21 protein-coding genes and 1 riboswitch are annotated in these 25,464 nt (G+C 63.4%); of the genes, 11 read left to right on the plus strand and 10 right to left on the minus strand.

What is annotated here, in order from left to right; genetic code table 11:
• Positions 1 to 66 precede the first annotated feature (66 nt).
• The 5 genes from phbB to ACWTU7_RS11805 all read left to right on the plus strand — a co-directional run bounded on the left by phbB (position 67) and on the right by ACWTU7_RS11805 (position 7,092).
• Positions 67 to 792, plus strand: a complete 726-nt coding sequence (gene phbB, locus ACWTU7_RS11785; RefSeq protein WP_029348801.1) for an acetoacetyl-CoA reductase — start codon at positions 67 to 69, stop codon at positions 790 to 792.
• A gap of 861 nt (positions 793 to 1,653) precedes the next feature.
• Positions 1,654 to 5,073, plus strand: coding sequence for a helicase-related protein (locus tag ACWTU7_RS11790; protein WP_455838582.1), 3,420 nt, complete (start codon positions 1,654 to 1,656; stop codon positions 5,071 to 5,073).
• A 14-nt stretch (positions 5,074 to 5,087) separates the two neighbouring features.
• On the plus strand, positions 5,088 to 5,474 hold the full coding sequence (locus ACWTU7_RS11795) for an RNA-binding S4 domain-containing protein (protein WP_029348806.1): 387 nt from the start codon (positions 5,088 to 5,090) through the stop codon (positions 5,472 to 5,474).
• A gap of 226 nt (positions 5,475 to 5,700) precedes the next feature.
• Positions 5,701 to 6,039, plus strand: a complete 339-nt coding sequence (gene fdxA, locus ACWTU7_RS11800) for a ferredoxin FdxA (RefSeq protein ID WP_023762879.1) — start codon at positions 5,701 to 5,703, stop codon at positions 6,037 to 6,039.
• A gap of 471 nt (positions 6,040 to 6,510) precedes the next feature.
• Entirely contained in the window at positions 6,511 to 7,092 is a 582-nt protein-coding gene (locus ACWTU7_RS11805) for a CarD family transcriptional regulator (RefSeq protein ID WP_027152934.1), read from the plus strand.
• A gap of 103 nt (positions 7,093 to 7,195) precedes the next feature.
• Here ACWTU7_RS11805 and ACWTU7_RS11810 read toward each other — a convergent pair whose 3' ends face one another.
• The 3 genes from ACWTU7_RS11810 to ACWTU7_RS11820 form a co-directional block, all read right to left on the minus strand.
• Positions 7,196 to 7,969 (minus strand): amino acid ABC transporter ATP-binding protein, encoded by a 774-nt coding sequence (locus ACWTU7_RS11810; RefSeq protein ID WP_095517969.1) that lies wholly within the window; start codon positions 7,967 to 7,969, stop codon positions 7,196 to 7,198.
• Entirely contained in the window at positions 7,966 to 8,646 is a 681-nt protein-coding gene (locus ACWTU7_RS11815; RefSeq protein WP_029348816.1) for an amino acid ABC transporter permease, read from the minus strand. The genes ACWTU7_RS11810 and ACWTU7_RS11815 overlap by 4 nt, the downstream gene beginning before the upstream one ends.
• A gap of 162 nt (positions 8,647 to 8,808) precedes the next feature.
• A complete protein-coding gene (locus ACWTU7_RS11820) occupies positions 8,809 to 9,582 on the minus strand; it encodes an amino acid ABC transporter substrate-binding protein (RefSeq protein ID WP_029348818.1) in 774 nt (257 codons plus the stop codon).
• 330 nt (positions 9,583 to 9,912) lie between these two features.
• On the opposite strand from ACWTU7_RS11820, the gene ACWTU7_RS11825 reads away from it, so the two are divergent.
• Complete coding sequence (locus ACWTU7_RS11825; protein ID WP_455838581.1) at positions 9,913 to 10,776, plus strand: RNA polymerase factor sigma-32; 864 nt, start codon at positions 9,913 to 9,915, stop codon at positions 10,774 to 10,776.
• A 3-nt stretch (positions 10,777 to 10,779) separates the two neighbouring features.
• Here ACWTU7_RS11825 and ACWTU7_RS11830 read toward each other — a convergent pair whose 3' ends face one another.
• From ACWTU7_RS11830 to thiB, 4 genes are all read right to left on the minus strand, one after another.
• Positions 10,780 to 12,207 carry a M48 family metalloprotease gene (locus ACWTU7_RS11830; protein ID WP_065011346.1) on the minus strand — a complete coding sequence of 476 codons (1,428 nt, stop codon included), beginning with the start codon at positions 12,205 to 12,207 and terminating at the stop codon, positions 10,780 to 10,782.
• Between the two features lie 297 nt (positions 12,208 to 12,504).
• Complete coding sequence (gene thiQ, locus ACWTU7_RS11835; RefSeq protein WP_455838580.1) at positions 12,505 to 13,275, minus strand: thiamine ABC transporter ATP-binding protein; 771 nt, start codon at positions 13,273 to 13,275, stop codon at positions 12,505 to 12,507.
• Positions 13,272 to 14,891 (minus strand): thiamine/thiamine pyrophosphate ABC transporter permease, encoded by a 1,620-nt coding sequence (gene thiP / locus ACWTU7_RS11840; protein WP_455838579.1) that lies wholly within the window; start codon positions 14,889 to 14,891, stop codon positions 13,272 to 13,274. The genes thiQ and thiP overlap by 4 nt, the downstream gene beginning before the upstream one ends.
• Before the next feature lie 248 nt (positions 14,892 to 15,139).
• Positions 15,140 to 16,153 carry a thiamine ABC transporter substrate binding subunit gene (gene thiB, locus ACWTU7_RS11845; RefSeq protein ID WP_455838578.1) on the minus strand — a complete coding sequence of 338 codons (1,014 nt, stop codon included), beginning with the start codon at positions 16,151 to 16,153 and terminating at the stop codon, positions 15,140 to 15,142.
• A gap of 43 nt (positions 16,154 to 16,196) precedes the next feature.
• A riboswitch (TPP riboswitch) is annotated at positions 16,197 to 16,311 on the minus strand.
• A 102-nt stretch (positions 16,312 to 16,413) separates the two neighbouring features.
• On the opposite strand from thiB, the gene ACWTU7_RS11850 reads away from it, so the two are divergent.
• From ACWTU7_RS11850 to ACWTU7_RS11865, 4 genes are read left to right on the plus strand one after another with little or no spacing between them, the layout of a single operon-like run.
• On the plus strand, positions 16,414 to 17,058 hold the full coding sequence (locus ACWTU7_RS11850; protein WP_455838577.1) for a thiamine diphosphokinase: 645 nt from the start codon (positions 16,414 to 16,416) through the stop codon (positions 17,056 to 17,058).
• Position 17,059: 1 nt separating this feature from the next.
• Entirely contained in the window at positions 17,060 to 18,883 is a 1,824-nt protein-coding gene (locus ACWTU7_RS11855; RefSeq protein ID WP_455838576.1) for an ABC-F family ATP-binding cassette domain-containing protein, read from the plus strand.
• Between the two features lie 56 nt (positions 18,884 to 18,939).
• Positions 18,940 to 19,182, plus strand: coding sequence for a type II toxin-antitoxin system CcdA family antitoxin (locus tag ACWTU7_RS11860; protein WP_455846518.1), 243 nt, complete (start codon positions 18,940 to 18,942; stop codon positions 19,180 to 19,182).
• On the plus strand, positions 19,182 to 19,325 hold the full coding sequence (locus ACWTU7_RS11865; protein WP_455838574.1) for a CcdB family protein: 144 nt from the start codon (positions 19,182 to 19,184) through the stop codon (positions 19,323 to 19,325). Before ACWTU7_RS11860 ends, ACWTU7_RS11865 begins: the two co-directional genes overlap by 1 nt.
• 189 nt (positions 19,326 to 19,514) lie before the next feature.
• Here the strand turns inward: ACWTU7_RS11865 and ACWTU7_RS11870 are convergent, their stop codons facing one another.
• Complete coding sequence (locus tag ACWTU7_RS11870; RefSeq protein ID WP_455838573.1) at positions 19,515 to 21,170, minus strand: hypothetical protein; 1,656 nt, start codon at positions 21,168 to 21,170, stop codon at positions 19,515 to 19,517.
• A gap of 74 nt (positions 21,171 to 21,244) precedes the next feature.
• Positions 21,245 to 22,543, minus strand: coding sequence for an adenylosuccinate synthase (locus ACWTU7_RS11875; protein WP_455838572.1), 1,299 nt, complete (start codon positions 22,541 to 22,543; stop codon positions 21,245 to 21,247).
• Between the two features lie 320 nt (positions 22,544 to 22,863).
• On the opposite strand from ACWTU7_RS11875, the gene ACWTU7_RS11880 reads away from it, so the two are divergent.
• Positions 22,864 to 23,754, plus strand: a complete 891-nt coding sequence (locus ACWTU7_RS11880) for a DMT family transporter (RefSeq protein WP_455838571.1) — start codon at positions 22,864 to 22,866, stop codon at positions 23,752 to 23,754.
• 106 nt (positions 23,755 to 23,860) lie between these two features.
• On the opposite strand, the gene serA is transcribed toward ACWTU7_RS11880, so the two are convergent.
• The gene (gene serA / locus ACWTU7_RS11885) at positions 23,861 to 25,459 is read right to left on the minus strand and encodes a phosphoglycerate dehydrogenase (protein WP_127209862.1); all 1,599 of its coding nucleotides are present in this window, start codon (positions 25,457 to 25,459) and stop codon (positions 23,861 to 23,863) included.
• Between the last annotated feature and the right edge of the window lie 5 nt (positions 25,460 to 25,464).

Below are 25,464 nucleotides of genomic sequence, written 5' to 3' on the forward strand. Positions count from 1 at the left end.
CAATCGCCGTTAGAGCGTTCCCGGTTTCGTCGCCCGCCATTCAGGAAAAAAAAGAGGGAGGACATCATGACAAAGATAGCACTCGTCACCGGTGGGTCGCGCGGTATTGGCGCCGCGATTTCGATCGGCCTGAAAACCGCCGGCTACAAGGTTGCCGCGAACTACGCCGGCAATGACGAAGCGGCGCAGAAATTCAAGGCAGAGACCGGCATCCCGGTCTACAAATGGTCCGTCGCCGACTACGATGCTTGCGCTGCCGGCATCAAGCAGGTCGAGGCCGATCTCGGTCCGGTTTCCGTGCTGGTCAACAATGCCGGCATCACCCGCGACGCCATGTTCCACAAGATGACGCGCGAGCAGTGGAAAGAAGTCGTCGACACCAATCTTTCCGGCGTCTTCAACATGACGCACCCGCTGTGGGGCGGCATGCGCGACCGCAAGTTCGGCCGCGTCATCACCATCTCCTCGATCAATGGCCAGAAGGGCCAGACCGGCCAGGTCAATTATTCGGCCTCGAAGGCCGGCGATATCGGCTTCACCAAAGCGCTCGCCCAGGAAGGGGCGCGGGCCGGCATCACCGTCAATGTCATCTGTCCCGGCTATATCGCCACCGAGATGGTCAGGGCGATGGACGAGAAGGTGCTCAACGAGCGCGTTATCCCGCAGATCCCGGTCGGCCGCCTCGGCGAGCCGGAAGAGATCGCACGCTGCGTCGTCTTCCTCGCTTCCGACGATGCCGGCTTCATCACCGGCTCGACCCTAACCGCCAATGGCGGCCAGTATATCACCTGAGGCGTCGGCCCTCGCTGGTAGCTGATGTACCGGGCCGACGCCAACACGGCCAAGACCGAGGGCTGGGAGCCACACAATCGCGGCTGTCAGGCAACAAGCTTCAGCCCTGGTTCGGCTGCAGGCTTGGTCTGGGCGATCGGCTCGCGCGAAGGTGCCGGCAGGCGGGCAAGCGGTGGCACACTGGTCCTCGTGCAGCGACTGCGCCGACGATGGACGCGACGCCGACCTTGTGCCGAAGCGGCACGCAAAGTTAACGGCGGCCGCACAGCCTGTGCAAAACCTGTTCCCCGCCTGTGGATACCCGGTGGAAAACCTGTTCACGACACTACATATTGGGGTGAACAAACCGGGAAACTCCCGCCAGCGCTGATTCGTCGCCGTTTCGTTCCGGCTTTGAGCGGAAGGTTAACTACAAAAGGCTGAAAACATCCCCAAATGGTTAAGGCGCGTTAGGAAAGATCAATAATTTCAAAATGTTGGATGACACCCGCCGACCTGCTGTCGATCGTTCATCGGCAAAGGTTAACGGCGAGTCAGCCCTGCATGAAACGGGCCATTTCGGCGATTCAGCATGTGGTGAGACTCGCCGGCGAAAAATCCAGATGTAGCCGTGAACAAACCCTGAATCCGCGCGAGTCAGCGATTCGTAGCCGATTCGTTCCAGACTCGTTCCAACTGTTAAATCGGAACGCCCTACTGTCTAATCGGAACAGATTATCGAAGCTGAGGGGAGCCTTCGAGCTGCCGTCGGAACATTCCGCTTTCGCTTCGCGCCCGAAATCCCTATGTGTCGCTTGTCACACGCGCCAGCATGGGGCGCGCTCCCGACAACGCGAGGCAGAGAGCCTTATTTCCAGGTCGATGAACATCCAGCCGAAACACACTGAACCGCTGATCCTGTCGGGCCGCGACGTGACCGCCGTGCTCGGGCCGACCAACACCGGTAAGACCCATCTCGCCATCGAGCGCATGGTGGCGCATGAAAGCGGCATTATCGGCCTGCCGCTCCGGCTCCTCGCCCGCGAGGTTTATACACGCGTCTGCGAGAAGGTCGGCGCTCACAAGGTGGCGCTCATCACCGGCGAGGAGAAGATCCAGCCCGACGGCGCCAGATATTCGGTCTGTACGGTGGAAGCCATGCCGCGCGAGACCGACGCCGCGTTCGTTGCCATCGACGAGGTTCAGCTGGCCGGCGATCTCGAGCGCGGCCACATCTTCACCGACCGCATCCTGCATCTGCGCGGCCGCCAGGAGACACTGCTGCTGGGTGCGGCCACCATGCACGGCATCCTCCAGCGTCTGCTGAAGGGCGTGTCGGTGGTGACGCGGCCACGGCTGTCGCATCTCGCCTATGCCGGCTCGAAGAAGCTCACCCGCTTGCCGCGACGTACGGCGATCGTCGCCTTTTCCGCCGACGAGGTTTATGCGATCGCCGAACTGATCCGCCGCCAGCAGGGCGGTGCGGCCGTCGTGCTCGGTGCTCTATCGCCCCGCACCCGCAACGCGCAGGTGGCGCTGTTCCAATCGGGTGATGTCGATTATCTGATCGCCACCGATGCGATCGGCATGGGCCTCAACCTCGATCTCGATCATGTCGCCTTCGCCCAGAACCGCAAATTCGACGGCTACCAGTACCGCAATCTGACGGCGGCCGAACTCGGCCAGATCGCCGGCCGCGCCGGCCGGCACATGCGCGACGGAACCTTCGGCGTCACCGGCCAGGTCGATCCACTGGATGAGGAACTGGTCAAGAAGATTGAAGCGCATGATTTCGACCCGGTGAAGGTGCTGCAATGGCGCACCGCGCGTTTCGATTTCGCCAACCTCGACGCGCTGAAGCGCTCGATCGAGACCAACGCCCCGGTTGAAGGCCTGACGCGCGCGCTGCCGGCGGTGGATGCGCAGGCGCTCGAGCACCTGTCCCGCGACGAGGACATTCGGGCGCTTGCCACCGACGCCAGGCGCGTGGCGCTGTTGTGGGAGGCCTGCGCCCTTCCCGACTACAGGAAGATCGCGCCAGCCCAGCATGCCGACCTGATCGCCTCGATCTATATGGACCTTGCCAGGCATGGCCATGTCGACGAGAACTACATGGCCGAGCAGGTGCGCCGTGCCGACACCACCGAGGGCGACATCGACACGCTGTCGCACCGGATCGCCCAGATCCGCACCTGGACTTTCGTTTCCAACCGGCCCGGCTGGCTGGCCGATCAGGCACACTGGCAGGAAAAGACACGCGAAATCGAAGACAGATTGTCGGATGCGCTGCATGAGCGGTTGACGAAACGCTTCGTAGACCGCAGGACTTCCGTCCTCATGCGGCGCCTTAGAGAAAATACCATGCCTGAAGCCGAAATCAGCCCAACCGGAACCGTCCTCGTCGAAGGCCATCATGTCGGCGAGTTGCAGGGGTTCCGCTTCACCGCCGACCAAAGCGCCGGCGGCGAGGACGCCAAGGCTGTGCGTGCAGCAGCCCAGAAGGCGCTTGCAGCCGAATTCGAGGCGCGGGCCGAACGCTTCGGCGCCTCGGCCAACGGCGACATCGCGCTCGGCTCCGACGGCACGTTGCGCTGGATCGGCGCGCCGATCGGCACGCTGGTAGCAGGCGACGAGCCGCTGAAGCCGCGCCTTGTGCTGCTGGCCGACGAGCAGCTCACCGGACCCGCCCGCGATAAGGTCGCGGCCCGCGCCGAGCGCTTCGTCAATTTCCAGATCGAGTCCCTGCTGAAGCCGCTGGTCGACCTCAAGAACGCCGAGCAGATCACCGGCATCGGCCGTGGCATCGCCTTCCAGCTCGTCGAGCATTTCGGCCTCATCAACCGCCGTGACATCGCCGAGGAGATGAAGTCGCTCGACCAGGAAGGCCGCGCCGCCCTTCGCCGACTCGGCGTGCGCTTCGGCGCCTACCACGTCTTCGTGCCCGCGCTGATCAAGCCCGCCCCGGCTGGACTGGTGACGCTGTTGTGGGCGCTGAGGAGCGACGGCAAGGACAAGCCCGGCTTTGGCGACGTGGTTCACGCGCTGGCCTCCGGCCGCACCTCGGTGGTCATCGATCCCACGTTCGACAAGACCTTCTACAAGCTGGCCGGCTACCGCAATCTCGGCCGTCGCGCGGTGCGCGTCGACATCCTTGAACGGCTGGCCGACCTGATCCGGCCCGCAACCAATTGGAAGCCGGGCCTCGGCCAGCGCCCCGACGGCGCCTATGATGGTCAGTCCTTCATGGTGACGCCGCCGATGATGTCGATCCTCGGCGCCACGGCCGACGACATGGAAGAGATTTTGAAAGGCCTCGGCTACCGGGCAGAGCCGAAGCCGGCGGTCGAGGTGAGGGCGCGGCTCGAGGCACAGGACAATGCCGCGCGCGAAGCCGCCGCGGCCAAGCAGGCGGCGGAAGAACAAGCCGAGCAGGCCAAGGCAGCCGAAGCCGCGATTGCGGACGCAGCCGCCGAGGCGCCGGCCGGGAGTTCTGAGCCGGATGCAGTGGCAAAAGCCACGGCCGAAGCCCCTGCGGAACCCTCCACCGAAGGTGAAGCGGAGCCTGTCGCGAAAGCTCAGCGGGAAACTCCGGCTGAGGTCACGGAAGAGGAGCTGCCTGCAGCCGAAGCCGCAGCCGAAGCGCCTCCGGTATCAGCGGCTCAGCCAGAGGCAGAACTCGAAACCGCCGAGGTTGAAGTCGCATCGGCGGAGCCGGCCTCCGAAGCCTCGCCTGCAACGGAAGCAGTGTCGGCCGAACCTGCCGCGACGGCGGAAGCCGCCACCGGCGAGGCTGCTCCCCAGGCCGAGAAAGAAGCCGAGGAACCAAAGCCCATTCTGTTGTGGCGGCAGGGCCGCTTCGACCAGCGCCCGCGCCACCGCCACCATGACAACCGGCCCCGTGATAGGGACAATCGCCCGCGCAACGGGCAAGCCGCGCGCGATGGCCGTGGCGACGCACCGGCAGATGCCACCGGCGGACAACCGGTCGGCGCTCCAGGCAGCCGGCCCGCCCATGAAGGACGCCGCGAAGGCGCCGGCAAACCGCGCTTCGACCGCAGCAAGTTCAAGCCCAAGCCCCAGGGCGAGACGGGAGAGCGGCGCGACGGCAAGCCGCAGGGCGAGCGTTCCGATCGTCGCGAAAGCCGGCCCGACTGGAAGGGCGGCAGGCCGGAGGGCAAGGGTGGCGCGCCCGGTGGAAAGCCCGCGTTCCAGACGAAGCCGCGCGAGGAGCGTCCCGTGCGCTTCGACCCGGATTCCCCCTTCGCCAAGCTCGCCGCGTTGCGCGACCAGCTGAAGAAGTAGGTTCGCTCGCTCCGATGGTCGCTGATGCCCGCCAGCGCATCGACAAATGGCTGTTCTTTTCGCGTGCGGTGAAATCGCGCTCGCTTGCCGCGAAGCTGGTGGTGGCCGGACGCGTCCGCATCAATCGCGACAAAGCAGCGCAGGCCTCCGATCTGGTCCGCGCCGGCGACGTCCTGACCATCACTCTCGAGCGGCGCATCTTCGTCTGGAAGGTGCTCGGCACGGGAAGCCGGCGCGGCCCCGCAGAGGAAGCGCGCTTGCTCTATGAGGATATGTCGCCACCGCCGGTGCCAAAAGGCGAGGCCGTTCCCGATGCGATTCCCGCACTGCGCGATGCCGGCAGCGGCCGCCCCACCAAGAAGGAACGCCGGGAGACCGACCGGCTGCTCGGCGATGACTGACGCATAACTGGCTTTCGAGCATGGCCCGTCTGGAATTCCATTCCGGAAACGCCGGTATCGCGCGCAATGGCTGCTCTTGCAAGCGGCGGGCAAAGACGTTACCTCACCAAAAAAGCCTATCGCATTGGGGAACACGATGCGTGAATTCAAAGCGTTAGAGCGTGCATTTGTGCGTCCGATTGGACGCACCTCGCTCTGATAAAACGTGACGTCCCGGAGCCGACTGATGACCTATGTCGTGACCGATAACTGCATAAAATGCAAATACATGGACTGCATCGAGGTCTGTCCGGTCGACTGTTTCTATGAGGGGGAGAACATGCTCGTCATCCATCCCGACGAGTGCATCGACTGTGGCGTCTGCGAGCCGGAATGCCCGGCCGACGCGATCAAGCCTGACACCGAGCCGGGGCTCGACAAATGGCTGCAGATCAACACCGAATATGCCGATAAATGGCCCAACATCACCGCCAAGAAGGAGCCTCCGGCCGACGCCAAATCCTTCGATGGCGAGGCCGGCAAGTTCGAGAAGTATTTCTCCCCCGAGCCCGGCGAGGGCGACTAGCGCCTGACTCCGAAAATCGGAATCGATTTTCGAAAAGTATCATGCGCAAGATCAAAACTGTCACAGCGTCCCGTGCACGTCCAAAACGGGCGCGTGGCGCTGTAACGGCGACGCCGATTTGATCGTCATAACGCGGCGTAATAGGCACCGCACATTAACTGCCCTGATAGGCGGAGATCGCGCTTGACCTTCGCGCGTGCAGCAAAGCCTTGATTCTTCCGACTTTTTGTGCTACATCAGCCAAACATGCCGGTGACACAACGTCGATTTATGGCGCAAACGCCCCAAATCACTGAAAGGTGAATTTCTCAATCCGGACCAGAGTGATCTGGGGCAGGCAGTCGCAATTATGCGGCTTGCTGACCTCGGCTATTCCGGTGGTTTCGTAGTTGTGCGGCTAACGATCGGTTACCCGATCGCGCGAGTTCGGCCGGCAGAATGCCGGTACCACACCAAGGAGTTCATGGCGTAATGGCAACAATCACCCCGCAGAAGAAGTCCAGCGCAGCGCGTCACGGTTTTAAGACCGGCGAGTACATCGTCTATCCGGCGCATGGCGTCGGCCAGATCGTCTCGATCGACGAGCAGGAAGTTGCGGGCCACAAGCTGGAACTGTTCGTCATCGACTTCCAGAAGGACAAGATGCGTCTGAAGGTTCCGGTTGCCAAGGCGACCTCCATCGGCATGCGCAAGCTGTCGGAAGAGGATTATGTCGATCGCGCGCTGAAGGTCGTGCAGGGCCGCGCCCGCGTCAAGCGCACCATGTGGTCGCGCCGGGCTCAGGAATATGATGCGAAGATCAATTCCGGCGATCTGATCTCGATCTCGGAAGTGGTGCGCGACCTCTACCGCGCCGACAACCAGCCGGAGCAGTCCTATTCCGAGCGCCAGCTTTATGAGGCGGCACTCGACCGCATGGCGCGCGAGATCGCGGCCGTCAACCGCATGTCGGAAACCGAAGCGGTGCGCCTCATCGAGGTGAACCTCAACAAGGGTCCGAAGCGCGGCGCCAAGGCCGACAACGAAGAAGCCGAGCAGGAAGAAGCTGCCTGAGCGCTTCTCGCCTTCGAATTGGAAAAACCCGGCCTCGCGCCGGGTTTTTCTTTGTATGCATGTCGCTATCCCAAAACCGCTGCGAACTTTTGGGCGACATGCATTAACCTTCGCCTCCTCCTTCCTTCTCTGCCTCCTGCTTCAGCGTCGCGATGAACCGCCTGGTTCGCTGGCGCTCCGGATTGCTGAACAGGACCGCGGCGGGGCCTTTCTCGACGACGCTGCCGGCGTCGAGGAACACCACCTCCTGCGCGATCTTCGATGCGAGGCGCAGGTCGTGCGTCGCGATCACCATGGTGGTCCCCTCGCGGGCGAGCTGGCTGAGCACGTCGACCACCTCCTGCGCCAGTTCCGGATCGAGCGCCGAGGTCGGCTCGTCGCACAACAGCACTTTCGGCGATGGCGCCAGCGCCCTGGCGATCGCAACGCGTTGCTGCTGGCCGCCCGACAGCGTCGCCGGCCAGGCATCGGTCTTATGCGCCATCCCGACCTTTTCGAGCAGAGCGAGCCCCCGCTCGCGCGCCCTCGCCGTCGGCCATTTCAGCACCGTCACCAGCCCCTCCATGACATTCTCGATCGCGGTGCGGTGTGGGAACAGCTGGAAATTCTGGAACACCATGCCCGTCTGCAGCCGCAGGCGCCGGATGGCCGTTGCGGAAACCTTGCCGCCAGGGTGGAATTCGAGCGCGTCGTCGCCGATGCGCACCGTGCCCGAAGTCGGGATCTCAAGCAGGTTGATGCAGCGCAGAAGCGTGCTTTTCCCGCCGCCCGAGGGACCGACAAGGGCTGTGACGCTGCCTTCCTCGATGGTGACGGTCACGCCCTTCAGCACGAGGTTGTCGCCGAAGCGCTTCTCGATGTCGGTGAGGCCGATCATGAACGCGCCTCCAGGAAGCCGCCATAGCGGTTAAGCCGCTTTTCCAAGCGCGTCTGCAATGCCGACAGCACCGAGCTCAGCGCCAGATACAGGGCCGCCGCCTCGATATAGAGGATCAGCGGCTCATAGGTGGTGGCGACGATCCGCTGCGCCGCCTGGAACATTTCCGGCACGGTGATGGCGGCGGCCAGCGATGTATCCTTGACCAGCGAGATGAAGGTGTTGGACAGCGGCGGCACCGCGACGCGGCCGGCCTGCGGCAGTATGGTGCGCCGCATCGCCTGGCTCCAGGTCATGCCGATCGAGTAGGCCGCCTCCCACTGCCCCTTGGGCACTGAGCCTATGACGGCGCGGATGATTTCCGACGTATAGGCGCCGATGTTGAGCGTGAAGCCGATCAACGCGGCTGAAAAAGCGTCGAGCAGGATGCCGACCGAGGGCAGGCCGTAGAAGATCAGGAAGAGCTGCACCAGAAGTGGCGTGCCACGGAAGATCCAGACGTAGAAGCGGACCACGGCGACCAGCGGCTTCGGGCCGAACAGCCGGACAAGCGCCGCAACCAGCCCTACGAAGAGACCGAATGCGAACGACAGGAGCGTTAGCGGAACGGTGAAGATCAGCGCGGCCCATAGCAGCGTCGGCAATGAGTCCAGCATCAATTGCAGCCAGTGCGGCACGAAAACCCTCCTTGCGAGATTGCCGCCCAAAAAAAGCGGCCCGGCAGCATCGAGGCGCGACCATACGATCGTCATATCACGCGAAAAGCGGCGGCCGTCAAAGACGGCTCGCCGCGATGCTTGCCATGCGGGCCGGCAACCAACCCGCTCCGTGCGATGCGCTTACTTCGAAACGTCCTGGCCGAAATAGGTGTCGGCGATCTTCTGGTAGGTGCCGTCGGCCTTGATGTCGGCCAGTGCCTGATTGATGGCGGCGACCAGTTCCGGATCGCCCTTGCGCACGATGACGCCGGAATAGTCGGCGTTTTCTTCCTGCGCGGCGATCTTCACATTGGCGTCGGGCTTTTGCTTCTTGAAATCGAGGAAGGACAGGCTGTCGTTGATGGTGGCGTCGGCGCGGCCGGTAAGAAGCAGCTGGATCGATTGGTCGAAACCATCGGTGCCGACGAGCTCGGCGCCGTTCGTTTCGGCGAGTTTGCCGAAATTCGAAGTCAGCGACTGCGCCGCCTTCTTGCCCTTAAGGTCGGCAAAGCTCTTGATATCGGTATTGTCGCCGCGCACGATCAGCACCGCTTTGGAAGCGATGTAGGGATCGGAGAAATCATACTTGGCCTTGCGCGCCTCGGTGATGCCGACCTGATTGATGACGGCGTCATAACGCTTGGCGTCGAGGCCGGCGATCAGTCCGTCCCATTTGCCTTCGAGGAATTCGGCCTTGACGCCGAGGCGCTCGGCAATCGCCTGGGCTATCTCGACGTCGAAGCCGACCAATGCACCCGAGGCATCATGATAGGTGAAGGGGGCATAGGTGCCTTCGGTGCCGACCTTAAGGACGCCGACCTGCTTGATCTGATCGAGATTTGCGCCGGCATGGCCTGATGTGACGGCCAAAACCTGCAGTGTTCCGGCGACGATAAGCGATTTGAGCCATTTCATTTTTCTGTGATCCCGTCCTTGGCCGGCGTCCGGCGCATTTGTTGAGCGCCGGAAACTGACAGATGCAGGCTGGCGAAATAAGGAACCGGATTTCAAAAATTAGACGCTTTTGAAACCCAATTCTCAAAACGACATCGAGTCACGCCAACCGACCGCGTAGCGACCGCCGCAACGAGCTTTCGCCAGTGCAATCCACGCGACATCAACGGCGGAACCATTCACCCGCATGGCACGTTCTTGGCTGTTGTAGGGCGCGGCGTCGCCAATTCAACCCGATGCCAGCTCAGGGTCGAGCGATCGCACCGCAACGCCCGGAACAGGGAGCGTGGCATGATGGAAGATATGGCAGGGCGAACCATGGTCCGCGCGGCGATGAAAGCCCCCTATCTCGAGCGCGACGAGGAGCATCTTCTCGCGCTGCGCTGGAAGCAAGAGAACGACCAGCAGGCGCTGCACCAAATCGCCATGGCGCATATGCGGCTGGTCATTTCCATGGCCTCGAAATTCCGCCACTACGGTCTGCCGCTCGGCGACCTGGTCCAGGAGGGCCATGTCGGCCTGCTGGAGGCAGCGGCCCGTTTCGAACCGGAGCGCGAGGTGCGGTTTTCGACCTATGCGACGTGGTGGATCCGCGCCTCGATGCAGGACTATATCCTGCGCAACTGGTCGATCGTGCGTGGCGGCACCAGTTCGGCGCAAAAGGCGCTGTTCTTCAATTTGCGGCGCCTGCGCGCCCGCTTGGCGAACGGCGCCGAGCCGATCTCGAATACCTCGCTCTACCGAGAGGTGTCGGTGGCGCTCGGCGTCCCGGAGGCCGACGTGGCGATGATGGACTCCCGCCTTTCGGCACCGGATAGCTCGCTCAACCAGCCGCTCGCCGACGATGCGGGCGCCACCGAGCGAATGGATTTCCTGGTTTCTGACGATCCTTTGCCGGACGAGGTCGTAGGCGACACAATCGATGTCGAACGCCGCTCTGTCTGGCTGAAAACGGCGCTCGGCGCGCTCAATGCCCGCGAGCTCAGGATCATTGAGGAGCGCCGGCTGAGCGACGAGGGCGCGACGCTCGAAGCCCTCGGCGAGGCGCTCGGCATCTCCAAGGAGCGCGTCCGCCAGATCGAGGCACGCGCCATGGAAAAGCTCAAGATAGCGCTGGTGAAGCAAAACCCCGAGTTTCTGGCGACAGCCGCCTGAATCTTATTTGTCGGTGATGATCTTGACCTTGTCGCCGGCGGACACTGCTGCACCGGGCGACATCGCGTTGAGCACCCTGAACAGGTCCAGCTTGCGATCGACGCCGACCATCTGCGCGGCGAGCGACCCCATGGTCTGTCCGGGCCGCACCGTGACAACGCGGATATGCAGCGGCTTCAGCGCCGCTTTCTCGGTTGCGCTCAAGATACGGAAGGAGCCGCTGACCGAGCGCGCCACGGCATCCAGCGAGGTGCTTGCGGAAGGTGCTGCGGTCAACAGCCGGTAGACCTGACCGCCGGCGCGGATCACCGCGATGTCGAACTGCCAGCCCTCGGCGCTGGCATGCGCCGTCGCCGCCTCGTTGCCATTGATCGTTTCCTGGCGCACGCTGCTTTCGTCCAGACCGGCCACCCAGCCACTGCGGATGTAGTCGGTCAGCGAGCGGCTCTTGTCGATCGAAACGCCGTCGAAGCGGATCGCTATGTCGCCTGGCCCGGTTGCCGTCACCGCCGCGGCCGAGTTGTCGATGATGAAGCCATCGGGCACCGAGAACGACACGCCGAGCCCTGGATGCAGGAAGGTTTCGCCACGCACATAGCCCTCCTCCGGTGTGTCGCCGTAGAGCAGGCCGTCTATACCGGCGAGGAAGGCGTCGCGGTCGCGCGTGCCGACGCCGGGCGCACCGAACTGGCGGGCATGACGCTGCGCCAGATCGATGCGTTGCGGAGTGTTGGGATGCGTCGCCAGGAAGTCGAGGCTGGCGTCGGTGGCGCCGCTGATAGAGCGGAAATCGGTGTAGGCCGACATGGACTGCAGGAAGCGGCCGGCGGCAAAGGGATCGAAGCCCGCCTCGCCGATCGACTTGATGCCGATGCCGTCGGCCTCAAGCTCCTGATTGCGCGAGAACTGGGCAAGCCGCAGCTTGCCGCGGATCAGTGCCGCCTTGGCGGTCGGGCTGTCGCCGAGCACATCCGAGACGACCTTGGTTGCAAACCCCTCCTCAGCCTCGAGCTGCTGGCGCTGCAAGCCGTGGTTTGCAGTGACGTGGCCCATCTCATGCGCGATGACCGCGGCGAGCTCGGCCGAATCGTTGGCCAGCGCCAACAGGCCGCGCGTGATGTAGAGATAGCCGCCCGGCAGCGCGAAAGCATTGACGTTGGGCGAATTGAGGATGGTGATGCGGTAGGTCTGGGTCGGGTTGGCGGACACCACGGTCAGGCTGCCGACGACCTTGGCGACCATGCGTTCGAGCTTGGGATCGGAATACTCGCCGCCATAGGTGGCGAGGATGCGCGGGTGCTGCGCCTTCGCCATTTCGGCGAGCTTGCTGTTGGCGGCGACATTGTCGACCGTGATCGGTTTGTTGGAAGGCTGGAAGCCGGATTCCTGAACGTCCGGAGGCGTGAACATCTGGCAGCTTGCCAGCGCCATGGCAAAGCCGGCCAGCGCGAGGAAGCGCGCCAGCGGTTTCCTTCTCACTCTGTCGGTGCCGGTCGGCAGAACAGCTTCCTTTCGGGTCTCAGCACATGGCCCCGAAAATCGGGCATCGATTTTCAGAAAGGATCATACGCACAATCAACTGCCACAGCGTCCTTCGCGCCCACAAGCACGCATGACACCGAAGTGGCAAATCACAACCTATGCCGGACCAGTATCGGAGGACCTAGCCACACTACTTTGACCATGGCAAGCAAGCACCACATCGCCTGAAGCCGGTTTGGCCGTAAATTATGTCCGCTTCCGGGCAACATCTCGTGATCCCGCGCCAAACGGACCTGCACCGATATAGTGCCGGAAGGCTTCCGGTCCAGCCTTGGTAAAAAAATCGGCGACAGTCCCGGTTGCGGCAACCGTGGCATTGTCCAGGAACACCATGTCCTGGCCGATACGGTGGGCGTCCTCCGGCTGATGCGTGACGAACAGCACCGTCATGCGCCGCTCTGCATGAACGTCGGCTACCAGATCGAGCATGTCGTCGCGCAAGGCCGGTCCGAGCGAGGCGAACGGTTCGTCGAGCAAGAGCACCGGCCGGTCGCGCACCAGGACGCGCGCGAGCGCGACGCGTTGCCGCTCGCCACCGGAGAGTTCGCGCGGCAGGGCCTGTTGCTTGCCGGCAAGGCCGACGCGCTTGAGCGCCGCGGCGACCGCAGCGTGGTCGGCCTCGGTCAGCCTGAGCGACGGTGAGCGGCCAAGGCCGACATTTCGTTCGACCGAAAGATGGGCAAAGAGATTGTTTTCCTGGAAAACCATCGACACCGGCCGCGCCGAAGGCGGTTTGGCGCCGAAATCGGCGCCGCCGATCAGCACGCGGCCCGATCGCGGCGTCTCGAAGCCGGCCACCAGATTGAGCAGTGTCGATTTTCCCGAACCGCTCGGCCCCATGATGGCGGTGATCTTCGAGGCGGCGAACTCGACATCGAATAAAAACGGCGCTTCGCCATAGCTGAACGAGACCTTTTCCAGCCGCACAGCCGTACCGCTTTCGCTGTTGAGCGTCATGATTTTTCTCCCCGTCCCAGCCAGTCCGCGGCCAGGACAAGTGCGAGACAGAGCAGGCCAAGCAGCAATGCCAGGCCTGCCGCGTCCATGGTGCGGTAGCTGCCCATGCGCGACAGCAAGAGATAAGGCAGCGTCTGCAGGGAGTCGCTGCCGAACAGGGCAATGACGCCGAGATCGCCGAGCGACAAAGCCATCGCGAACGCGAAACCGGTGGCGAGCGGCCGCCGCAGCGACGGCCAGTCGACCAGCCGGAACCGGTCCCAGCCCGAAATGCCAAGCAGTAAACAGAGCCGTTCGTGGCGTTCGCTCGCCGCATCATAGCCGGGGCGAATGGCGCGGATGGCAAACGGCATCGCCATCACCGCGTTGACGGCGACGACCATGACAGGAGCGATGGCAAAGACATCGCTGAAAGTACGCAGGAGAAGGAACCAGCCGGCGCCGATTACGATGGGCGGCACGACGAGGACGAGGCCGGCGCCGGTATCGGTGGCGTATTCGAGCAGCGCCTTGGCCTCGACGCGACGCCTCAAGGCCAGCGCCCGTCGTGCCATGACGAGCGACAGCGACAGGGCCACTGAAAGCAGCGCCGCCAGCAAGGCGAGCACGGCGCTGGTCAGCGTTGCCTGCCGAACCGCGCGCTCGGCCGCCAGCCGGCCGAGATCGGCGCCAAGGCCTGACGTCACCGTGGCCGCCATCGGCCCGGCGACGAACAGCAATGCCAGAACGATCAATGCTGCGTTCAGCACGGTCTCGGCCGTACCAGCCGAAAGAGACCGGGGCGGTGCCACCGGCAGGTTGGCGTCGCCGACGGTGTTGGCGCCAAGCCGCATCAATGCAAGCACCACGATGAAGGTCAGCGCGATCTGCAGCAGTGTCAGCGTCACCGCGCGGGCAGGATCGAAATCGAAACGCAGCGCTTGATAGATGGCGACCTCCAGTGTCGTCGCGCCCGGCCCGCCGCCCAGCGTGAGCACGATGGTAAAGGATGTGATGCAGAGCATGAAGACAAGCCCGGCGACCCCTGGCAATGCCGCACGCAGCGTCGGCCATTCAATCAACCGGAATGCGGGTCTGGCGCCCATGCCGAGCTGGCTCGCCAGCCGCCACTGGTCGGCCGGCACCGTCGCCAGCGCCTCGAGGAACAGCCGCGTCGCCAGCGGCAGATTGAAGAAGACATGGGCTACGAGGATGCCGGACAGGCCGTATATGCCCGGCCAGCCCTGACCGCCAATCGCGGTGAGCACGCCGGCGAAATAGCCGGCACGGCCATAGAGAGCCAGAATGCCGAGTGCGGCGACGATGGCCGGCAGCGCAAGCGGCACGGCGAAAAGCTGCAGGATCAAGGCACGACCAAAGAAGCGCGGATGCCGCGACAGCGCCCGCGCAACGAACAGCGCCGGCACGACGGAAAGCAGTGTCGACAGCAAAGCCTGCCACAGCGTGAAACGGGCGACACGGAAGAGGTAGGAATCGAAAGTCGACGCGGCGCCGGTCGGGTTGCGTGTAGCTTCAAGGATGAGCCCGGCGAACGCTGCGCCGATCAGCAGCGCAACAGCGGCAAGCGCGATGGTGCCGGCGGTGACGCGGGGATCGGCAGGATATCCGATATGCATGCCGCCCTGCCTGGTTCAACGATCGTCGAAGCAGAAAATATGGCTGAGGCCGAGTTCCCGCCCACGCCCCTCTGTGCTGCCGGACATCTCCCCCTCAAGGGGGGAGATTGGCAGCTTTACCCTCGCCTCAATCTTTCGACTGTTGCGATTGGCGAAAGCGGAAGTGACATCCGATCTCCCCCCTTGAGGGGGAGATGTCCGGCAGGACAGAGGGGGGCGCCGTAGAGTGATCATCTTTCAATCACAAGCTACTTGCTCATCACCGACAGCCACTCGTCGACCCAGGCCTTGCGGTTGGCGGCGACCTCTTCGGGGCTGAACAGCAAAGTCTTGGTCGGCTTGACGAGCTTGTCGAAGGCCGGATTGAGCGGCTTGTCAGTTTTGCCGGCAGGAAACATCCAGTTGGTCTCGGGGATGACATCCTGAAATTTCGGCCCGGTCATAAAAGTCAAGAACTGTTTCGCCAACGGGTTCTTCGCACCCGTGGTGGTTATGCCGGCAACCTCGATCTGCAGATATTCGCCCTCCTCGAAGGACGCCGCCTGATAGCGTTCGGTGTTTTCGGCGACCATGTGATAGGCCGGCGACGTGGTATAGGACAGCACCATCGGCGCCTCACCCTTGGTGAACAGGCCATAGGCCTCGCTCCAGCCCGGCGTCACGGTGAGCACCTTTGCCTTAAGCTTGGCCCAGGCTTCCGGCGCCTTGTCGCCATAGACCGACCTCACCCACAACAGCAGGCCGAGACCGGGCGTCGAGGTGCGCGGATCCTGGATAACGATCTTCTCATCGGCATTGCCCTCGACCAATTCCTTCAGGCTCTTCGGCGGGGTCTTTAGCTTTTCGGTGTCGTAGACGACGGCGAAATAGCCATAGTCGAACGGCACGAAAATATTGTCGCTCCAGCCACCCGGCACATTGACGTCGATGACGACGCCATGCGGCGAAAACAGGCCGGTGGCCTTGGCTTCGGCCGTCAGATTGGTGTCCAGGCCAAGCACGATGTCGGCCTTGGTTGCGGCGCCTTCCAGCTTGACGCGGTTGAGCAGGGCGACGCCGTCGGCGACCGCGACGAATTCGAGAGTACAGCCGCATTCGGCCTCGAAGGCCTTCTTCACCGCGGGGCCTGGACCCCAGTCGGCGGTGAAGCTCTCATAGGTATAGACGGTGAGTTTTTCCTGCGCGGATGCCGGCCCGATGCCGGCGAGAACGGCCGCTGCAAGCAGCATTGCCGAAACAAGAGTGTATAAAAACGTGCGCATCGGCGCCTCCTTCGTTCACGTTGAAAGGAATTGAGGCGTCGGGCTGTCCGAAACGTCTAATCCCTCCGCCGGTACAAACCGGATCAGGTTCAGCGGGTTGGCATGGTTGCCTCTCAGCTGGTCCGCGAAAATCGCGTCCAGCACCCCGTTAGAGCGTTTCGACACATAGGCCCGGCCCAGGTGTGGCGCAAGCGGAAGTTTGCCGGGCATCCGGAACGCGGCCTTCCGTTTCGCAAGCAGGGCTGGTAAGGGCCACGCATATGAGCAAATTCACCATCCTGCTTGGCGGCGATCTTATCCGCACGCCGCTGCTCGACCGCCAGGTCGCTGGCACGCGTGTCATCGCCGCCGACGCCGGCATGAGCCATGCCCGGACGCTGAGCCTGACGCCGGAACTCTGGGTCGGCGACTTCGATTCGGTGCCGGCGGATTTGCCGGACGAGCTGGCCGCCGTGCCCCGCCAGGTGTTTCCGGCAGAAAAGGACAAGACCGACGGCGAACTGGCTATCGCCGCCGCGCTCGAACGCGGCGCGACCAGCCTCGTGCTTGCCGGCGCGTTCGGTGGCAAGCGGACCGACCACGCCTTCTTGCACCTGGCGCTCAGCGTCCGACTGGCCGAGGCAGGGACGGAGGTGCTTTTGACCAGCGGCGCACAGGAAGGCATCCCCTTGCTTCGCGGGAAGGTCGGCTTCGACTACGCCGATGGCACGCTGTTTTCGATTCTCGGCTTTTCCGACCTTTCCGGCCTGAGCGTGACCGGCGCCAAATGGCCGCTGAACCATATCGAGATGGCGTTCGGCTCGTCGCTGACCATTTCCAATGAGGTCAAGGGCCGGCTCGAAATCGCGTTGGGCAGCGGCCGCGCGCTGTTGCTCGCCCACCCACTCCCGCTTACCGAAAGCTGACATGGCGCCGCCACTTCTCAATCTCGACGGGATAAAACTGACTTTCGGTGGCACGCCGCTGCTCGACGGAGCGGAACTGACGGCGTCGGCAGGCGACAAGATCGCTTTGGTCGGCCGCAACGGCTCGGGCAAGTCGACGTTGCTCAAGATCGCTGCGGGATTGATCGAGCCGCAGGACGGCGAGGTGTTCCGCCAGCCTTCGGCGACAGTGCGCTACCTGCCGCAAATGCCCGACATGGATGGTTTCGCCAGCGTCCGCGCCTACGTCGAGGCGGGGCTCGGACCCGCCGACGATCCCTACCGCGCCACCTATCTGATAGAGCATCTCGGCCTGTCCGGCGAGGAACCGCCGAATGATCTCTCCGGCGGCGAGGCGCGCCGTGCTGCCCTTGCCCGCGTCATGGCGCCGGAGCCCGACATTCTCCTCCTTGATGAGCCGACCAACCATCTCGACCTGTCGGTCATCGAGTGGCTGGAGGAGGAGCTTGGCCGCACCTCTTCGGCGCTGATCGTCATCTCGCACGACCGCCGTTTCCTCGAGCGCGTGTCACGCGCCACTGTCTGGCTCGATCGCGGCCAGACCCGCAGGCTCGACAAGGGCTTTGGCCATTTCGAGGAATGGCGCGACAACGTGCTGGAAGAAGAAGAGCGCGAGCAGCACAAGCTTGGCCGCCAGATCGTGCGCGAGGAGCACTGGTTGCGCTACGGCGTGACGGCAAGGCGCAAGCGCAACATGCGCCGGCTCGGCGAACTGCAGACCCTGCGCCAGCGTTTTCGTGGCCATCGCGGCGCCGAGGGTGCGGCGACCATGGTGGCCAGCGACGCCGCCGAATCCGGCAAGCTGGTGATCGAGGCCAAGAACATCGAGAAGAGCTTTGGCGATCTTACCGTGGTCAAGGGCTTCTCGACCCGCATCCAGCGCGGCGATCGTGTCGGCCTGGTCGGCCCGAACGGCGCCGGCAAGACGACGCTGCTGAAGATGCTGACCGGCGAATTGAAGCCGGATTCAGGCTCGGTGCGGCTCGGCACCAATCTGGAGATCGCCACGCTCGACCAGAAGCGCGAGACGGTTGACCCGGCCGAAACACTGGCGCGATACCTCACTGACGGGCGCGGCGAGAACCTTGTCATTAATGGCGAGCAGCGCCACGTCGTCTCCTATATGAAGGATTTCCTGTTCAAGCCGGAACAGGCGCGCACGCCGGTGCGCGAGCTTTCGGGCGGCGAGCGGGCGCGGCTGCTGCTCGCCCGTGTGCTGGCGCGGCCGGCAAACCTGCTGGTGCTCGACGAGCCGACCAACGATCTCGACATGGAGACGTTGGAACTGCTTCAGGAACTGGTCGCCGGTTTTGCCGGTACCGTCATCCTGGTCAGCCACGACCGCGATTTCCTCGATCGCACGGTGACCAGCCTGATCGCGCCGGACGGCGGCGGCCGCTGGATCGAATATGCCGGCGGCTATTCCGACATGCTGGCGCAGCGCGGCGGCACCAGGCTGGACAACCGCAAGGCACGGCCGCCAAAGGCGGAGACCAGCGAAGTGGCGGCGGCAGGCGGGACCGAAGCAGCTGCGCCGAAGGGTCCAGCAAAGAAACTGTCGTTCAAGCAGAAATTCGCGCTGGAATCACTGCCGAAGAAGATCGAGGCGGTGAACGCCTCGATCTCACGGCTGGAGAACAACATCGCCGACCCGGCCTATTACGAGCGCGACCCGGCCTCATTCCAGAAGACCATCGCCGCGCTCGGTAAGGAGCGCGCCACGCTGGCAGCGCTCGAGGAGGAATGGCTGGAGCTGGAGATGCTGCGCGAGGAGATGGAGGGGTAGGGAATTCATGCGTGTTCTTATGCGCCTATCTTATGCGCATGAATGGGAGCTGCTCCATGTTTCAATCGACTCCAAAAGGCCGACGAAAATCGGTCAATACCTCCATCGATTCCAGATTGATCGAAGACGCCAAGGCGCTCGGTATTAACATATCTCGCGCCGCCGAGGAGGGTATCGCCAAGGCGATTTCAGCCGAAAAAGCGCGCCCGTGGCAGGAGGAAAACAGGGAGGCGATCGAGAGCTCTAACGACTATGTGAGGCGCAACGGACTGCCACTGGCCAAGTACCGATCGTTTTGATGGCGCGTTACGATTTCTACCGGAGAGCTGAAGGCGACGGCTATCTGCTCGACGTTCAGGCTGATCTTCTTAAAAGTCTAAACACAAGGGTTGTCATCCCGTTGATGCCGCCCAACAGGCCCCGGTGCCGGGCCGCCGGCTAAACCCCACCTTCACGATCAACGGCAGTGACCATGTCATGGTCACTCAATTCATATCAGCCTTGATGGGCTTCTGAATTGCCTGCTGCCGAAGGAAATCTTTCCAGTCGTCACGACGACATCGTGGCCGCACTCGACATGCTGTTCCAAGGTTTTTGAGCCAAAGGGAGCGTTGAGGCTGGTGAGCCGGCCTCAGCCCGCCGTCTTTGTTTGCCAGGCCTTCAGCGCCTCGTCGAACACCTTCTCGCCGGGAATGCCCTTTTCCATGGTGAGCAGCGCCCGCCGTCCGGTCTTGTAGACGACCGGCACGTCGATCCAGTTCTGCCCCCGGAGCAAGGTCAGATTGGCGTCTTCGTCCGCCTTGGTGTCGTTGAGAGCGACCAGGAAGAAGCCGTCGGCGATCTTGGCCGGGATGCCGATCAGCGGGCTGCCGGCATCCTGTTCAGAGCCCTTCATGGCGACGCGCAGGATATTGTCGACGCCGCCGCCGTCGAAACCATCGGGCGTCAGGAAGATCATCTCGATGATGTGGCTGGCCGGCAGCGTCTGGTCGGTGTTGCGGCGGATGGTCATGCGCAGCTGCACGTCCTTGCCCGGAATGCTCGCTTCGGCGCGGATTGCCGGCTCGGGCGGCAGATTGCCGCCGGGCGATTCCTGCACCAGCGACCAGACGATGCTGCCGGGCTCGGCCGAGCCTTGGGCGGTGCTGGTACGCTCCTCGTAGAAGATTGCCTTTTGGCCGACCGCCAGCGCGGTTTCCGCAGGCGCGGCTGTCGGCGCGGCCGGCGCAGCACCCGGGGCCGGCGCTGCCGGGGCGGCTGCGCTATCGGTCGGCGCCGCCGGCGCCGGCGTTGCTTCATCGGCAGGCGGTGTTGTGGGGGCAGCGCCCGGCGTGGCGGGCGCAGTCGTGGCTGGCGTATCGCCGGCCGGCGCTGTAGGCGCAGGTGCGGCCGGCGGCGGTGTGGTCAGTGCTGCGACGGATTCGCCCTCTCCGATACCGCTTTGTCCTGAAGCGGGGCCGGGATCGACCTCACCGCCCTCCGGTGTCAGCCGCTGGGTGAACTTTGTGCCCTCGGCATCCGTTGGAGCCGCGGCGGCCGGGGGCCTTGCCGCGGCCTCGGGAGCCGGCTCGGCCGGGGTCGGCTTCACCAACGGTTCTATGGTTGCAACAGTCGTGCTGTTGAGACCCATCATATTGCTGAACGCGTCCTTGTTCAGCCAGACGCCGTACCCGCCGCCGGCGATGACGAGCAAAGCGACGACAGCGGCGATCAGCCCGCCATAGCTGCGCTTGCGCTCGGCAGGACGCAGACGCTGAAAGGTGTCCGGCGCCGGCTCCTCGTCGTTGGGAAAGACATCGTCTCGAAACGTATCGATCTTCTCGTCCGCCGCCGGAAAATCCGCGTCCGAAGGCACCGCATCGGTGCGCTCTGGCGGAGAAGCAACGGATGGCGGTTTTTGCCAATTCGGCGCGGCTTTGGCGGCAGGCGCCGGCTGCCACGTCGGCTCGGTCTTTGCCGGTTGCCATGCCGGCTCGGCCTTTGCCGGCTGCCGAACGTGGCTGGGTTGGTTCTTGTTGCGGTCGATGGAGGAGAAGATATCCTCCAGCTCCGACAGCGGATCGGATGCCGGCGCAGGCTTGGCGTACTCCCGCTCGACGCTGGCGATGGCGTCCTCCAGGGTGCGCTTATGCTGGGCAACGACCGAAGGCGCCAGCGGCGGTATGTTCTTGGCCAGCTTGTCCGCGATCGTCGAACGGGCCTTGTCATAGACCCTCGCGCGTATCTCCGGCGTCGGGTTGTCGAGTTTATCGAGCGTCTTTTTCAGAGCACCAACAAAATCTGCCATGCTTCAGTTGACCTGCATTTCGTTTCTGGGCCGGCCCCCGCAAATCGGCCGCGATGCCCGGAACGGCTGAGAATCTAGTCTTGAAACGGATCGGTCACAAGTATTGTGTCGTCCCGTTCAGGGCTGGTGGAAAGGAGTGCGACCGGCGCGCCGATCAGCTCCTCGATGTGACGGACATATTTGACTGCCTGGGCCGGCAGATCGTTCCAGCTTCTGGCGCCGGCGGTGGTGCCTTTCCAGCCCTCCAGCGTCTCGTAGACTGGTTCGACGCGCCCCTGCGCACCCTGGCTGGCCGGTAGATAATCGATCGCCTCGCCATCGAGACGGTAGCCGGTGCAGACCTTAATCTCGTCCAGCCCGTCGAGCACGTCGAGCTTGGTCAGCGCAATGCCCTTGATGCCGTTGACGGCCACGGCCTGACGAACCAGCACGGCATCGAACCAGCCGCAGCGGCGCTTGCGGCCGGTGACGACGCCGAACTCATGGCCACGCGTGCCCAGGAACTCGCCGATCTCGTTCTTCTGTTCGGTCGGAAACGGACCTTCGCCGACACGCGTCGTATAGGCCTTGGTGATGCCGAGTACATAGCCGATGGCACCCGGGCCGACGCCGGATCCGGCGGCGGCTTGACCAGCTACCGTGTTGGACGAGGTGACGAACGGATAAGTGCCGTGGTCGATGTCGAGCAGCGTGCCTTGCGCGCCCTCGAACAGGATGCGTTCGCCGGCGCGGCGCTTGTCGTCGAGGATCTTCCAGACACGGTCCATATAGGGCAGAATCTCGTCGGCGACCGAAATCAGCTCACTCATGATTGCGTCATGCGTGACTTCGGCGTGGCCGAGCCCACGGCGCAGCGCATTGTGGTGCGTCAGCAGCCTGTCGACCTTCAAGGGCAGCGTTTCCAAATCCGCCAAATCCATCACCCTGACCGCGCGCCGGCCCACCTTATCCTCATAGGCGGGGCCGATGCCACGACGGGTCGTGCCGATCTTCGTCCCGGAATTGGTGGCGGCGTCTTCGCGGAATCCGTCCAGCTCCCGGTGCAAGGACAGGATAAGCGCGGTGTTTTCGGCTATTTTCAGGCGCTCCGGCGTCACCTCGACGCCTTGCGCCTTCAATTTCGCCACTTCCGCGACGAAGGCGTGCGGATCGAAGACGACGCCATTGCCGATGATGGACAGCTTGCTTTGCCGCACCACCCCGGACGGCAGCAGCGACAGCTTGTAGACCTTGCCGTCGACGACCAGCGTATGGCCGGCATTGTGGCCGCCCTGGAAGCGTACGACGACGTCGGCGCGTTCCGACAGCCAGTCCACGATCTTGCCTTTGCCCTCGTCGCCCCATTGCGAGCCGACGACCACCACATTGGCCATGTTTCTTTTCCCTTGAGGCGCCGCTCGGAGCGGCTTGAAATAGTTCGAAACGACAGGCTTCTATCGCATAGGCCCGAAAATCGGAATCGATTTTCGGAAAGCACGATGCGAACATTCAAGCCTTGAGACGCGTACTTTGTCCGTCCAGTGGACGCACGTCGCTCTATAACGTCAAGACCGGGCGAGCGCGACCATTCTTTACCGCCGAAAGCGCCCTCAGGCACAACAATTTTCGCCTTTGACATCATTTACTTGGGCGAACCACCACAATAGGTCGGCAAAAGACCCTTCGCCTGCCCTCCCGGCCGGAAATTTTAGCTATGCATCGAACCGCCTATCTGTTCCTGCTGTTCACCACCTTGCTGTGGGGCGGCAACTCCGTGGCCGGCAAGCTGGCGGTCGACCACATCTCGCCGATGACGCTGGTCTTCCTGCGCTGGGTTCTGGCCGTTCTGATCATGCTGCCGCTCGGCTGGCGAACGCTGCGCGAGGACTGGCCGGTGGTGCGCAAGCATTGGTTGCTGCTTGGCGGGCTCGGCGCTTGCGGCTTCACCTTCTTCAACGCGATCTTCTACACGGCGCTCAACTACACGACGGCGATCAACGTCTCGATCGAGCAGGCAGCGATACCGATCGTGATCATCCTCGCCAATTTCGTGCTGTTTCGCCTGCGTGTGAACCGGGTGCAGATCGCCGGCGTCGTGCTGACGATTGTCGGTGTCGCCCTGACAGCCAGCCATGGCGATCTGCGCCAGCTTCTCAAGCTGGATCTCAACTTCGGCGACGCCATCATGCTGATCGCGGTGCTTTGCTACAGCTTCTACTCGGTCGGGCTGCGGCTGAAGCCGGCTATACGCTGGCAAAGCCTGATGCTGGCGCTGTCGATTGCCGCACTTGTCACCTCGCTGCCTTTCTTCCTGTGGGAACTGGCCGCCGGCAAGGTCATCGTGCCCGATGCGCGCGGCTGGGCGATAGCGTTCTACACCGCGATCGGTGCCTCAGTCGTCTCGCAGATCTTTTACATCAGGGGCAACGAACTGATCGGCGCCAACCGGGCTGGCCTGTTCATCAACCTGGTGCCGATCTTCGGCACGCTCCTGTCGGTGTTGATCGTCGGTGAGACATTCCAGCTCTATCAGGGACTGGCCCTGGTGCTGGTGCTTGGCGGTATCAGCCTTGCCGAATACAGCGGAAGGAAGATGGCGATTTAGCCGGCAAATATTCGACGCCGCATGGGGATGGTGCAATCCAGAGCCTTTCAGCCACATTGTCGAAGCGCCCCGCGTGCTTGTAGAGCACGCGGGGCGCGGGCATTATTCAGGCGCCCACATCGAAATGCAGCCGCTTGGCGGAGTCGATCGACTTGTGCGCCCGCACCTGTTCCAGCACGTTTTCCGGGAACGGCGCATCGAGATAAAGCAGTGCAATGGCATCGCCGCCAGGCCGGTTGCGGCCGAGCTGGAAGTTGGCGATGTTGACGCCGTTCTCGCCGCAGACCGTGCCGAGCAAGCCGATGATGCCGGGCGCATCGGCGTTCGTCGTGTAGAGCATGTGCTGGCCGACCTCGGCGTCGAGGTTGATGCCCTTGATCTGGATGAAGCGCGGCTTGCCGTCCGAGAAGCAGGTGCCGGCAATCGAACGCGTCCTATGCTCGGTCTTGACCGTCAGCTTGATGTAGCCGTCGAACACGCCGGATTTGTCGCGCTTGACCTCGGCGACGATGATGCCGCGCTCCTTCACCATGATCGGCGCCGACACCATGTTGACGTCGGAGACCTGCGGCCGGATCAGCCCGGCAAGAGTGGCGCTGATCAGCGCGCGCGTGTTCATCGTCGCGGTCGAGCCGTCGAACAGTATCTCGACCTCCTTGATAGGATCCTCGGTGACCTGGCCGACAAAGGCGCCGAGCACTTCGGCAAGCTTGACGAAAGGCTTCAGGCGCGGCGCTTCTTCAGCGGTGATCGACGGCATGTTGATGGCGTTGGAAACAGCGCCCTTGATCAGATAGTCGGCCATCTGCTCGGCGACCTGCAGGGCGACATTCTCCTGCGCCTCCATCGTCGACGCACCGAGATGCGGCGTCGCCACCACGTGCTCCATGCCGAACAGCTCACTTTTCTCCGCCGGCTCTACCTCGAACACATCGATGCCAGCGCCCGCCACCTTGCCGCTTTTCAACGCCGCGATCAGGTCGGCCTCGACGATCAGCCCGCCACGGGCGCAGTTGATGATGCGCACGCCGGTCTTCATTTTGGCGATCGCCGCGGCGTCGATGATGTTGCGCGTCTTGTCGGTCAATGGCGTGTGCAGAGTGATGAAATCGGCGCGGGTGAACAGCTCGTCCAGTTCGACCTTCTCGACGCCGAGCTCCTCGGCGCGGCTGTCCGACAGGAACGGGTCGAAGGCGATGACGTGCATCTTCAGGCCGACGCCGCGCGTGGCCACGATCGAGCCGATATTGCCGCAGCCGATGATGCCCAGCGTCTTGCCGGTGATCTCGATGCCCATGAAGCGGTTCTTTTCCCATTTGCCGGCATGGGTCGAGGCATTGGCTTCCGGTATCTGGCGGGCCAGGGCGAAGATCATGGCGACGGCATGCTCGGCGGTGGTGATCGAATTGCCGAACGGCGTGTTCATGACGATGATGCCCTTGCGGCTCGCCGCCGGGATGTCGACATTGTCGACGCCGATGCCGGCGCGGCCGACCACCTTGAGCCTGGTGGCGGCGTTGATCAGCTTTTCGGTGACTTTGGTCGCCGAGCGGATGGCGAGGCCGTCATACTGGCCGATCACTTCGAGCAGCTTTTCCTTGTCCTTGCCGAGGTCGGGCAGGTAGTCGACGTCGATGCCGCGATCCCTAAAGATCTGAACGGCAGTGGTGGAGAGTTTGTCTGAGACGAGAACGCGGGGCGCCATGGCGG

It is taken from the genome of Mesorhizobium sp. BHscii, assembly GCF_053848065.1.